General features: G+C 40.3%; 9 protein-coding genes and 1 pseudogene. 2 read left to right on the top strand and 8 right to left on the bottom strand.

Going from position 1 to position 12,688, the window contains the following annotated elements; translation table 11 throughout:
• Positions 1–331: 331 nt before the first annotated feature.
• Together FQT24_RS09195 and FQT24_RS09190 are read left to right on the top strand one after the other, a co-directional pair.
• Positions 332–1,816: a M protein trans-acting positive regulator PRD domain-containing protein gene (locus FQT24_RS09195; RefSeq protein ID WP_143952804.1), complete on the top strand. Its 1,485-nt coding sequence runs from the start codon at positions 332–334 to the stop codon at positions 1,814–1,816.
• Positions 1,817–1,922: 106 nt separating this feature from the next.
• A complete protein-coding gene (locus FQT24_RS09190; RefSeq protein ID WP_143952803.1) occupies positions 1,923–5,819 on the top strand; it encodes a pullulanase in 3,897 nt (1,298 codons plus the stop codon).
• Between the two features lie 74 nt (positions 5,820–5,893).
• Here the strand turns inward: FQT24_RS09190 and FQT24_RS09185 are convergent, their stop codons facing one another.
• The 8 genes and pseudogenes from FQT24_RS09185 to FQT24_RS09150 form a co-directional block, all read right to left on the bottom strand.
• Entirely contained in the window at positions 5,894–6,658 is a 765-nt protein-coding gene (locus tag FQT24_RS09185) for an amino acid ABC transporter ATP-binding protein (RefSeq protein ID WP_143952802.1), read from the bottom strand.
• 9 nt (positions 6,659–6,667) lie between these two features.
• Positions 6,668–7,390 carry an amino acid ABC transporter permease gene (locus FQT24_RS09180; protein WP_143952801.1) on the bottom strand — a complete coding sequence of 241 codons (723 nt, stop codon included), beginning with the start codon at positions 7,388–7,390 and terminating at the stop codon, positions 6,668–6,670.
• Positions 7,391–7,393: 3 nt separating this feature from the next.
• Positions 7,394–8,086, bottom strand: a complete 693-nt coding sequence (locus tag FQT24_RS09175) for an amino acid ABC transporter permease (protein ID WP_004256697.1) — start codon at positions 8,084–8,086, stop codon at positions 7,394–7,396.
• A 177-nt stretch (positions 8,087–8,263) separates the two neighbouring features.
• Positions 8,264–9,142 (bottom strand): transporter substrate-binding domain-containing protein, encoded by an 879-nt coding sequence (locus FQT24_RS09170; RefSeq protein ID WP_143952800.1) that lies wholly within the window; start codon positions 9,140–9,142, stop codon positions 8,264–8,266.
• 11 nt (positions 9,143–9,153) lie between these two features.
• Positions 9,154–10,152 (bottom strand): uroporphyrinogen decarboxylase family protein, encoded by a 999-nt coding sequence (locus FQT24_RS09165; protein ID WP_143952799.1) that lies wholly within the window; start codon positions 10,150–10,152, stop codon positions 9,154–9,156.
• 2 nt (positions 10,153–10,154) lie between these two features.
• Positions 10,155–10,358, bottom strand: a complete 204-nt coding sequence (locus FQT24_RS09160) for a hypothetical protein (RefSeq protein ID WP_143952798.1) — start codon at positions 10,356–10,358, stop codon at positions 10,155–10,157.
• Positions 10,359–10,367: 9 nt separating this feature from the next.
• Positions 10,368–11,375, bottom strand: a pseudogene (locus tag FQT24_RS09155) (uroporphyrinogen decarboxylase family protein).
• Between the two features lie 221 nt (positions 11,376–11,596).
• On the bottom strand, positions 11,597–12,646 hold the full coding sequence (locus FQT24_RS09150; protein WP_143952797.1) for an LLM class flavin-dependent oxidoreductase: 1,050 nt from the start codon (positions 12,644–12,646) through the stop codon (positions 11,597–11,599).
• Positions 12,647–12,688: the final 42 nt, after the last annotated feature.

The following is a 12,688-nucleotide window of genomic DNA, read 5'->3' as shown; positions in this document are numbered from 1 at the left end:
ACAAAAAGAGCAGCTAAATCTGACTTTTCCAGAAGATTTAACTGCTGTGAGCCTTGTCTGGACAATATTTCAGACAAAACCTACGACAAATGATTACTCATATTATACCCTATTTAGCTAGATTTTTCAAGGGGATTAACGATTTTTTGACAAAATCTTTTCCTATAAAAATTTAAATTCAATGATTACTTTGCAAACTTCATTTTCAGTTTAACAGTTCGATACAAAATATAGTAAATCACAACTTTACTTTTTTATCTTAGGCTATTTTTCTTGACTTTACTAGGCTTTTCTTTTAATATATATGTATAAATATATAGGGAGGTTTGCGATGAATATCTTGCTGTCTAAAACTGATCAAGACTTGCTATTCTTACTGGAAGAATTAACCAAACACCATGATTGGATAGCACTTTCAGTCTTGGCTGAGAAGCTGAATTGTTCAATAGAAGAATTACAAGAACACCTTTTTAAGCTTGAGCAATTATTCCCAAACCTCCTGATACAATCAAGAACTAAAGGTATTCAATTGCAATTTGACTTTCAAAACACCTTGGATCCTAGGATTGCGATTTTTAAACAATCTGAAACCTATTCTTTTTTGAACCAGTTATTTTTCAAAGAGGGGCAATCGCTTGAGCAAATATGTCAGGCACTTTCCACTAATCAAGAGCAGATTGAGGAAATCATTCATCGTATCAACACTAAACTTCCACAACACTATAGCGTCAACATCCAACTTTCTCCTTTAGTCTTGGAGGGAGCAGAAGAAGACATTCGCACCTTTTATCTGGACTACTTTAGCCAAAGTTACAGTTTTCTTGATTGGCCCTTCCCTTCTATTTCTGAAGAATCACTCACACACTTGATTCAGCTATTTTTGGACGCCCAACAAGTTTCACCCAACCTCAGTAGCTTACGGCAAATCAAATATATCCTCGCTATCAATCTGGAGCGCTTTAATAAGAGTCATTTGATTGAAAATCCTACTCCCCTTTTAACCAGTCACTACAGCTCTCTCATGCAGATTACCCAGTTTGAAGAAAATATTAAGAAGATAGCTAAAAAGCTCTATTTTGAACCGACAAAAGAAACACTGGAACAGCTATTTTCAAACCCAGTAAAGTCTCCTCAAATCGCAACTAATCCTAGTAGTGGAGCGTTAGGAGACATTCATCAGATTCAAAAATCCTACCGTTTATTGAGCCAAATTCTAGAAGAACTGGCCAAAGAATTTCACCTACAGATTGAAAATCGTGAGGAATTGATTTGGCTCCTCCACTACACTGCCCAATCTGATTTCTTCCATTTACTCAGTAACCAGTCTCTCGACAGACAGAAATCCCAGATTTTAAGTAATTATCAAGCAGAATTCCCAAAACTATTTGAAGTAAGTCAATACAAATTCCAATCTTATCTGATTGAGATGGGACTGGAAAATCACCAAATTAAGCTACAAGAACTTGTCTATACCTTTTCGATTCAAGGGCATCGAATTTTAGTCCAATTACTTCAAAAACTTCCCAAAATACGTGTTTTAGTCATTAGTCATCTGGATAGCCATCACGCACAAAATCTAATTGACACCCTAACTCACTACGGCAATAATCTCTATCTCTTTGATTCTTGGGAAGAAGCTACTATTTCATTCTCAATTTTCAATCAAATTTCTCACGATATTGTGATCACTACCTTCCCTGTTTCCAACTGTCCGAAACCAATTATTTGTAGTCGGAATCTTTCTACTGCAGAACTATTTCACCACCTCCACCTTTTGGGTTCACAAATTCATAAAGAAAGACTGACTGAATCGTAACAAAACCTGTTGCGATTTTTCTTTTAGTTTAATTCCAGGAAAACGCTTGCATATTGTTTTACTACATGCTATACTGATAGAGAAATTCATTTACAGGAGAATGATTATGAGAAAAACACCATCTCACACTGAGAAAAAAATGGTTTACAGCATCCGTTCCCTCAAGAATGGAACTGGTTCTGTCCTTATTGGAGCAAGCCTTGTTCTGCTTGCCATGGTTACACCAACTATCTCAGCCAATGAAAATACTACAAATAATAAGGGAACTAGTAATGAAACTACTACTGCCCTTGCCCAACCTTTTACTGATACAACAGCCAACGCTGATAAGAAGGAAAGTGATATTTCTTCGCCTAAAAATGCAAACGCTTCCCTAGAAAAAACAGAAGAAAAACCTGCAACAGAGATAACTACTCCTGCTGCAACTCCAGCCGACTCAGCACCACAAATTGGGCAAGATCGTTCAAGCGAGCCAACAACTTCTACGAGTCCAGTAACGACTGAAACTAAGGCAGAAGAGCCAATCGAAGACAACTATTTCCGTATCCACGTCAAAAAACTTCCTGAAGAAAACAAGGATAGTCAAGGACTATGGACTTGGGATGATGTTGAAAAACCATCTGAAAATTGGCCTAACGGAGCCTTGTCCTTTAAGGATGCCAAAAAAGATGACTACGGCTATTACCTAGATGTCAAATTAAAGGGAGAACAAGCCAAGAAAATTAGCTTCCTCATCAACAATACAGCTGGAAAAAATCTGACAGGTGATAAATCGGTAGAAAAACTGGCACCAAAGATGAATGAGGCTTGGTTGGACCAAGATCACAAGGTTTTCTCTTACGAACCACAGCCTGCAGGAACTATTCGCGTCAACTACTACCGTACAGATGGCAACTATGACAAGAAATCTCTCTGGTACTGGGGAGATGTGAAAAATCCAAGTAGTGGTGAATGGCCTAACGGAACAGACTTTACGGCCACAGGCAAATACGGTCGCTATATCGATATTCCACTCAAAGATGCAGCTAAAGACCTTGGATTTTTATTATTAGACAGAAGCAAGCAAGGAGATGACGTGAAAATCCGTAAAGAAGATTATAAGTTCACAGATTTGAAAAACCATAGCCAAATTTTCCTAAAAGACGATGACGAAACGATTTACACAAATCCATACTATGTCCATGATATCCGTATGACAGGAGCCCAACACGTAGGAACTTCTAGCATTGAAAGTAGCTTTTCAACACTTGTAGGTGCTAAAAAAGAGGATATCCTCAAGCACTCTAGCATCACTAATCACCTAGGAGAAAAAGTAGCTATTACCGATGTCGCAATCGATGAAGCCGGCAAGAAAGTGACCTACAGCGGAGATTTCTCTGACACACAACATCCTTATACAGTTAGCTACAACTCTGACAAATTCACTACCAAAACAAGCTGGCGTCTTAAAGATGAGACTTACAGCTATGATGGTAAACTTGGAGCTGACCTCAAAGAAAATGGAAAACAGGTTGATTTAACTCTCTGGTCACCAAGTGCTGATAAGGTTTCTGTTGTTGTCTACGACAAGAATGACCCTGAAAAAGTGGTTGGAACTGTCGCTCTTGAAAAAGGGGAAAAAGGAACTTGGAAACAAACTCTAGATAGCACAAATAAACTAGGCATCACAGATTTCACTGGATACTATTATCAATACCAAATCGAGCGTCAGGGTAAAACGGTTCTTGCACTCGATCCTTACGCTAAGTCCCTCGCTGCTTGGAATAGCGACGATGCTAAGATTGACGATTCCCATAAAGTGGCTAAAGCCGCCTTTGTAAATCCAGCTAAACTAGGACCTCAAGACTTAACTTATGGTAAGATTCACAACTTCAAGACTCGTGAAGATGCCGTTATCTATGAAGCTCATGTGCGTGACTTCACTTCAGATCCTGCCATTGCAAAAGACTTGACCAAACCATTTGGTACCTTTGAAGCCTTTATTGAAAAACTAGACTATCTCAAAGACTTAGGTGTGACCCACATCCAGCTCCTTCCAGTCTTGTCTTACTACTTTGTCAATGAATTGAAAAACCATGAACGCTTGTCTGACTATTCTTCAAGCAACAGCAACTATAACTGGGGATATGACCCTCAAAACTACTTCTCATTGACTGGTATGTACTCAAGCGATCCTAAAAATCCAGAAAAACGAATCGCAGAATTTAAAAACCTCATCAACGAGATCCACAAACGTGGCATGGGAGCTATCCTGGATGTAGTGTATAACCATACAGCTAAAGTCGATATCTTTGAAGATTTAGAACCAAACTACTACCACTTTATGGATGCTGATGGTACACCTCGCACTAGCTTTGGTGGTGGACGTTTGGGAACAACCCATCATATGGCCAAACGACTCCTAGTTGACTCTATCAAATATCTAGTTGATACCTACAAAGTGGATGGATTCCGCTTCGATATGATGGGAGACCATGATGCCGCTTCTATCGAAGAAGCGTACAAGGCTGCACGCGCCCTCAATCCAAACCTCATCATGCTGGGTGAAGGTTGGAGAACCTATGCTGGTGATGAAAATATGCCTACTAAAGCTGCTGACCAAGATTGGATGAAACATACCGATACTGTAGCAGTCTTCTCAGACGACATCCGTAACAACCTCAAGTCTGGTTATCCAAACGAAGGTCAACCTGCCTTTATCACAGGTGGCAAGCGTGATATCAACACTATCTTCAAAAATCTCATTGCTCAACCAACCAACTTTGAAGCAGATAGTCCTGGAGATGTTATCCAATACATCGCAGCCCATGATAACTTGACCCTCTTTGACATCATTGCCCAGTCTATCAAAAAAGACCCAAGCAAGGCTGAGAACTATGCTGAAATCCACCGTCGTTTGCGACTTGGAAACCTCATGGTCTTGACAGCTCAAGGAACTCCATTTATCCACTCTGGTCAGGAATACGGACGTACCAAACAATTCCGTGACCCAGCCTACAAGACTCCAGTAGCAGAGGATAAGGTCCCAAACAAATCTCACTTGTTGCGTGATAAGGACGGCAATCCATTTGACTATCCTTACTTCATCCATGACTCTTACGATTCGAGTGATGCTATTAACAAGTTTGACTGGACTAAGGCTACAGATGGAAAAGCATATCCTGAAAATGTCAAGAGCCGTGACTATATGAAAGGTTTGATTGCCCTTCGTCAATCTACAGATGCCTTCCGACTTAAGAGTCTCCAAGATATCAAAGACCGTGTCCACCTCATCACTGTTCCAGGCCAAAATGGTGTGGCAAAAGAGGACGTGGTAATTGGCTACCAAATCACTGCTCCAAATGGGGATATCTACGCAGTCTTTGTCAATGCGGACGAAAAAGCTCGCGAATTTAATTTGGGAACTGCCTTTGCACATCTCAGAAATGCTGAAGTTTTAGCAGATGAAAACCAAGCAGGGCCAGTCGGAATTGCCAACCCGAAAGGACTTGAGTGGACTGAAAAAGGCTTGAAATTAAATGCCCTTACAGCTACTGTTCTTCGAGTCTCTCAAGGCGGTGCCATTGTTGCCCCAGCTATGGAAGAAAAACCAGAATTTGATCTTTCTAGCTTAAAACAAGAACACGGTCAAAATAACAGCCAAGACAATATGTCCAACCGAGTAGTCAAACCGGAACAGCAAACTCCAGCTCCACAAACTAAACCTGATTCTGCAAAACCAGATGCCAAAGTAGCTGATGCGGAAAATAAACCTAGCCAAGCTACAACCGATTCACACGCTAAACAACCCGCACAAGAAGCACAAGCATCATCTGTAAAAGAGGCGGTTCAAAACGAATCGGTAGAAAACTCTAGCAAAGACAATACACCTTCACCCCTAGCTAAACAAGCTGAACTTCCAAATACAGGAACCAAAAACGATCACAAACTCCTGTTTGCAGGAATTAGTCTCCTTGCCCTTCTAGGTCTCAGTTTCTTACTAAAAAACAAAAAAGAGAACTAAACTAGCCCTCCTATAGAAAAATCCCCTGAGCCTCAATGCTCGGGGGATTGATTTTTCCCTAATAATCCTATCTATCAAATCATATATTCTACACTATAGGTCGCATCCGAGAGTATTCGTGCCAAAAATTGCTTGGTTCTTTCTTCTTTTGGACGACTAAAGAAATCATGGGCATTATTTTCTTCAACAATTTTCCCACCATCCATAAAAATGACATGATTGGCTACATCTCTAGCAAAACCCATCTCATGAGTCACTACTACCATAGTAACCCCTTCTTTTGCCAACTGTTTTAAAACATCTAAAACATCCCCTACCAACTCTGGATCCAAGGCCGATGTTGGCTCATCTAATAAAATGACCTCTGGTTTCACAGCGATGGCACGCGCAATGCCGATTCGTTGTTGCTGACCTCCAGAAAGCTGAGAGGGATAGTAATCTTTATAAGCTAGTAAACCAACTTTTTCTAAGGCAGCTTCCGCACGTTTGGTTGCTTCTTCCTTAGGAATTTTCCGCGCAATCACCAGGCCCTCCAAAATATTTTCCAAGGCCGTTTTATTAGCAAATAAATTATAATGTTGAAAAACAAAGGCGGTCTTCTGGCGAATTTCTAAAATATCTTTTTTGGTCAATTTGCCAAGATCGTAGTCTTTATCAGCAAGCTTCAAAGAGCCACTATCTGCTTTTTCTAAATGATTGAGACATCTGAGAAAAGTCGTTTTACCTGATCCAGATGGCCCCAATATTACAACCACATCCCCTTGGTTGACTTTGAGATTAACATCCTCTAGGACTTGTCTGTTTCCAAATTTTTTTGCAACATGTTCTACTTGTAACATTGTCTCCTCCTATGCTAAACCTGTACTGGGCACTACTTGTCCCTTTTCTCTTCGAATATAGCGTTTCTCTAAGATTGAAAAGCCCCATTGAATCAATCCGCAAATAAGAATGTACTGTAAAAAGATCACAAAATAGGATTCAAAATACTGATAACCATAAGATGCTTCAACACGGGCAATTGCTGTAATATCCTTAATAGTCATCACAAAGACCAATGAGGTTCCTTTTACAATATTTATAACTAGATTAGCCAGATTGGGCAAAGCTGATCGCAAGGCCTGTGGAAAAACAATCCTCACATAAGCTTGACTAGTGGTTAAGCCAATCGCTTGTGCAGCTTCTAATTGTCCCTTATCCACAGTCAAAATAGCCGAACGTAAGATTTCTGATAAACTACCTGTCGTCATCAAACTATAGATAATAAAAGCATAATAGATCGGATTGAGTTTAAAGATATCAACATCACTCCCTATGCTTTTGAGAAATTGATTGAGCAAACTCGGAAACAAACTATAAAAGAAAAGAATCAGCAAAATCGGAGGTGTTGCTCTTATAAAAGCTAGATACACGAGAGAGAAAGTTCGAACACCTTTTACTTTATATATTTGTCCCAGAGCTAAAAACAAGGCTGGTAGAAAACTTAAGATCATGGCTACAATCATGATAATCAAGGTGGTCGGTACCCCTTTTAAGGTCTCTAAAAAGGTTTTTGCAATATAGTCTAAATCCATATCCTATCTCCCTTTCGTTTCCAAAGATTTTTCTAACAAGCGACTCAAGAAGGAAACAGCCAAGGCTACACCCCAATAAAGAATGGCAACCGCTGTATAGGTTTCCAGAGAGTAATTCCCCAAATTGCGACTGATTAAGAGATTCCCAGCCCCCATGACATCCACAAAACCAATCGTATAGGCTAGGGCAGCGTCCCGCATCAAATTTAGAATAGCGGTCGTCATATTTGGAAGAGCCACTTGAAAAGCCTGAGGAAAAATGATTCTCCAAAATGTCTGACTAGGGGTCAGACCAATACTGACTCCAGCCTCCATCTGACCTTTGGGAATTGCCTGATAGGACGCCTTAAATACTTCTGCAATGATAGCCGCAAATAGTAAGACCATGGTGAATAAGACGAAGACCGTCTTAGACCAGTTGTTGATATCTAAATTCAGCCACCATTTTAAAAATTCAGGCAAACCATAAAAAACTAAAAACAGTAAGACAATGGGGGGAGTACAGCGAAGAGTGAAAATATAGCCCTTGGAAAGACCTGCAAAAGTCTTATCTTCTCCCACTTGAGCCCAAGCCAGTAAGCCACCGAAAAGGGAACCGAGGATTGTAGTAAAAAAGAGAATGGACAAGGTCATAGGAAGAGCCTGCCATAAGGTTGGTAAAAATTGGAACACTCTTGAAAAATCATATGAAACCATATAAACCTCTTTCTAATACTCAATGAAAATCAAAAAGCAAACTAGCCGCAGGTTGCTCAAAACAGTGTTTTGAGGTTATGGATAGAACTGACGAAGTCAGTAACCATACCTACGGCAAGGCGTCGTTGACGCGGTTTGAAGAGATTTTCGAAGAGTATAACATGCCTGATTGTTCATCTAATCTTTATCAACGTAGCTAAAGACGTCTTCTTTAAAGTATTTTTGAGAAAGCTTAGCTAAAGTACCGTCTTCTTTTAATTCTTTAATAGCTTTTTCATACTCTTTAGTAAACTTCTCACCCTTTTCATCACGGTGAATTAATGGATAGGTTGGGATTCCTTTATAAGGGAACCAGCTAAGTTTGTCCGCATATTGGTGGTAAGAACCATCCTCTGCTGTCACTGCTTTTTCAAAAGACAACTTGATATCAAAGAAGGCATCGTAACGTCCTTCTAAAACCCAAGCATAAGCATCTGCCACCTTGAATGATTCAGCAGCTGTCAACTCAATTGGTGAATCCTTGTGCTTGTCATTATAACTATTGATAACATTCCACTGAGCATTTTGAGGAGAGATTGGTACTAATTTGCCTTTGTTTTTGGCGAAATCATCAATATTCTTATATTTGGCTTCATCTTCTTTTCTAACAGTAAAACCAATAATGCTGGCTCCTACTGGCTCAGATGGAATAATGAATTTCTTAGCCCGTTCATCTGTATACCAAGCACCTTTAGTTCCAATATCGTACTTGCCAGACTCAAGTCCAATCAAAAGATCATCATCACTAGTTCCTGTATACTCAAATTTATAATCTGCTAATTTCTCATCAACCGCCTTTAAAACAGCGACTTCATAACCATCTGATTCCCCTTTTTCGTCAATAAAATCATAAGGGACATAGTTTTGGGTATGAGCAACTTTTAAAGTTATTACTTGTCCAGACGAAGCTGCATCTGCACCTTTAGCAGATGCTCCTGCCAAAGTTCTACCAACAATCGTTGCTCCAAGTACTGCCACAACCGCAACTCCACCAATAATCCATGTTTTCTTACTCATATTCTTCTCCTTTATTTATCTAATGCTTCTCTCACCCACTGGATACGTTCCACTGCAATATCGCTCGGAATGGTACAATCTGCTCCAAGTATGAGGCCATCTTTACCTGTTTCTTCTATCAAGCGTTTGGTTTCAGCTTGAATTTCTTCCTTACTGCCTCGATAAAGAAGGCCATCTTTACCGTTTTCAAATCCTCCCAGAACAGCATGACCCTTGAAAATCTCACGACCTTCTTTTAAGCTGATCCCTTCTGGACCAACTGCCCAGTTAAAAACATGAGCTGGATAGTCAGCAAAGATATGAATATCATTTCGGGCTCCTTCATAGCCACAGATATGAAGTATATTTACCCCACCAACCGACTTAGCTGCATTTAAAACAGTCAGTTCACTCGGCGCAATAATCTCCTGATAGGCTTCAGCAGAAACACGCGCATCCTGAATACTTTGCACACTGAGATAAATACCGTCTACTCCTGCATCTTTAATAATAGCTTGACTCAAGCTAGCGATATCTTGCGCAATCACATCAAGTACTTTTTTCAATTTCTGAGGATTTTGGACCAAGAAATCTGCAATGAGATCATCTCCACCAGACACTTCTCCAAGTAACCATTTGAGGTAGGTCACAGGCGCAAATATATTGTAAATAGCAACAATATCTTCCGTAAACTCCTGCTTAATCTTCTTCACTAATTCTACCTGCTCTCTAATCCACGGATGATCTTCACCCAGAGGTTGAATCTCCGACAGCTCTTGGAGTGACTTTCCTTTGGCAATAACTGGATTTGGATAAGCAAAATAGCCATCACTCATCAACTTGATAAAGTCGGGATGTAGGTCACGGATAAATTGTTTGTGACCTTGTATGTTCTTTTCAATAATCACAGGATTTGAAAAACCCTTTAACCATTCCTCTTCTGATGTAAAGTGATGCCAAAAACCAACTGGCACACGATCGACCGCTTCTCCTCTAAATGCTTTTAAAACCCATTCTCTATTTTCTGACATCTTTATTCTCCATTTCTTTCTTTTTCAACTAATAAAACACTGGCAATATCATTGGTTTGAATAAAGTGAAGACTTCCTTTCTGAAAATCCTGAACTCCATGACATCTTGGCCCTCCCTTACAAGTAAGTCCCTTTGTAAGACTGATCGCAAGTAAGATGACAAAGCCGAGGGCCGTCCCTACCAATAGCCACTTTTTTCTTTTCATAAGGTCCTCCTATTCTAAAATAGCAGCCTGACGAATCCAGTCCAATCTTTCTAATTCAAAGTCATCTGGAACTGTGCAATCCGCTCCAAGAAGGACCCCTCTAGTCCCAGCTTCAGTCAACAATCGTTTGGTTTCCTCTTGTAGTTTAGCCTTACTACCTCCATAAAGCAGGCTCTGCTTCCCATTTTCAAAACCACCCAAGACCGCTTTGCCATAAAATAGCTCCTGACCTTGAGGTAAACTGACTGCTTCATGGTGGGTTGCCCAATTGAAAACCTGGGCTGGATAATCTTTGAAAATAGTCACATTGTTACTGGCACCTTGGAAACCGCAGATATGCAGGATATTTACCCCACCTACCTGATTGGCAGCTTCTAAAACCTTTATGTTGCTTGGCTCAATATAGGTCTGATACAATTCTGCTGTGATGCGCTCATCCTGAATTTCTTGAGTACTGAGATAGATTCCATCTGCTCCACCATCCTGAATGATTTTTTTAGTTAGGATAGCGATATCCTCTGCTATCACGTCTAAAATTTCACTGAATAACTCTGGATTTTCAAGAAAAATATCTGCAACATCCTTATCACCTCTAGAAGCCTCTGTACGAAACCACCTTTTCAAGTAGGAAATCGGAGAAAAGATATTGTAGAATGAAGCAATTTCCTCAGTGAAGGTTGCTCGAATGGCTTGTACCACTTCTACTTGTTGCTGAATCTAAGGATGGTTTTCACCAATCGACTCAATAGAAGCCAACTCCTGAATACTTGCAACTGAAGGACCATAAACATTACTTGGATAAATGAAAAAGCCGTCACTCATTATTTTAACAAAGTCAGGATGGATTCTTTCAACGTACTTCCGATGCCCCTCTACACTTTTTTGAAAGATACGTGGGTTATTTAATCCTTGCCCTTTTTCCTCCAGTGTTACAAAATGAAACCAAAAGCCTACAGGAACCCGTTCCACCTCTTCTCCTCGGATGGCTCTAAAAACTAGTTCTCTTTTACTTGTCATACTTTTCTCCTTCCATTTGGATTGAAACCATCTTACCACTCCTTTTGACCTTTTCCCAATATATATTGACTATCGACTTGATTGGGATTGTTTATATCAATAACGAAAAAAATCTCTGGAAAGCTTGATTTTACTAGCTTTTCAGAGATTCTTTTCTGTTTATTACTTTTTTAAAAATAGTTGTTATATAGATTTTTTATCAGCTTGATTAGGATTTTTTATTAAGCCTCTTTCATGGCAAAATAAGCCCGTACTTTGGGTGCAACTTGTGTACCGAAGAGTTCAATAGCTCTCAGGACTTGTTCATGAGGCATAGAACCAAGAGGTAGGTGCAACATAAAGCGATCCAAACCTAAGTCTTCAATCATGCGAATCAATTTTTCGGCCACCTGATCTGAATTGCCCACAAACATAGCACCATTTGGCCCAACTTGCTCCAAATATTGCTCATAACGCAATTCCTGCCAGTGCGGACGGTCTTTGGAAATAGCATCCACCACTTGCTTAGTCGGATGGAAATAATCTTTTACAGCCTGCTCACCATCTTCAGCAATCCAACCCCAAGAATGAGCTCCAACCTTTAGTTCCTGACTGGCATAACCCGCTTCGCTTCCAATCTCACGATAAGCCTGAATCAACTTTTTAAAATAACGAGGGTTACCACCAATAATGGCATAGACAATCGGTAGGCCTGTCTGAGCAATCTTCACTGTTGATTCTACATGACCACCTGTCGCTATCCACAAGGGCAATTTGTCCTGAACCGGACGAGGATAAACTTCTTTACCAGAGATTGTTTGGGTCAATCGACCTTGCCAGTCTAACTTGGTCTTTTCATTGACTAACTGAAGCAAGTCTAATTTCTCATCAAAAAGGACTTCGTAGTCTTTCAAATCATATCCAAACAAGGGAAAAGATTCCGTGAAAGAACCCCTTCCAGCCATAATCTCCGCTCGCCCATTTGACAAAGCATCGATAGTGGCATACTGTTGGAACAAACGAATCGGGTCCATGCTCGAGAGTATGCTGACTGCACTGGTCAAACGGATTTTCTTGGTATTAACTGCCCCAGCAGCCAGAACAATCTCTGGGGCTGATACTGCAAAATCCTCTCGATGGTGCTCGCCAATCCCATACACGTCCAAACCAACCTTGTCAGCCAGTTCAATCTCTGCCAGCAACTGACGAATGCGTTCGGCATGACTGTAAGTTTGCCCAGTCCCCTCAAGCTCCGTTGTTTCCCCAAATGTTGAAATTCCCAATTCTACCATTGTGATTCTCCCTGTCTATTTCTGTCCTTCAATTTGAAAAAT

Source organism: Streptococcus mitis, assembly GCF_901542415.1.
Lineage (GTDB): Bacteria > Bacillota > Bacilli > Lactobacillales > Streptococcaceae > Streptococcus > Streptococcus mitis_BL.
The sequence above is the reverse complement of the archived record's forward strand: the minus strand, read 5'-3'. Positions and strand labels throughout refer to the sequence as shown.

Bases quoted from the DNA above. Each gene is read 5' to 3' on its own strand.
- FQT24_RS09195 (WP_143952804.1), top strand. From the start codon at position 332: ATGAATATCTTGCTGTCTAAAACTGATCAAGACTTGCTATTCTTACTG.
- FQT24_RS09190 (WP_143952803.1), top strand. From the start codon at position 1,923: ATGAGAAAAACACCATCTCACACTGAGAAAAAAATGGTTTACAGCATC.
- FQT24_RS09185 (WP_143952802.1), bottom strand. From the start codon at position 6,658: ATGTTACAAGTAGAACATGTTGCAAAAAAATTTGGAAACAGACAAGTC.
- FQT24_RS09180 (WP_143952801.1), bottom strand. From the start codon at position 7,390: ATGGATTTAGACTATATTGCAAAAACCTTTTTAGAGACCTTAAAAGGG.
- FQT24_RS09175 (WP_004256697.1), bottom strand. From the start codon at position 8,086: ATGGTTTCATATGATTTTTCAAGAGTGTTCCAATTTTTACCAACCTTA.
- FQT24_RS09170 (WP_143952800.1), bottom strand. From the start codon at position 9,142: ATGAGTAAGAAAACATGGATTATTGGTGGAGTTGCGGTTGTGGCAGTA.
- FQT24_RS09165 (WP_143952799.1), bottom strand. From the start codon at position 10,152: ATGTCAGAAAATAGAGAATGGGTTTTAAAAGCATTTAGAGGAGAAGCG.
- FQT24_RS09160 (WP_143952798.1), bottom strand. From the start codon at position 10,358: ATGAAAAGAAAAAAGTGGCTATTGGTAGGGACGGCCCTCGGCTTTGTC.
- FQT24_RS09150 (WP_143952797.1), bottom strand. From the start codon at position 12,646: ATGGTAGAATTGGGAATTTCAACATTTGGGGAAACAACGGAGCTTGAG.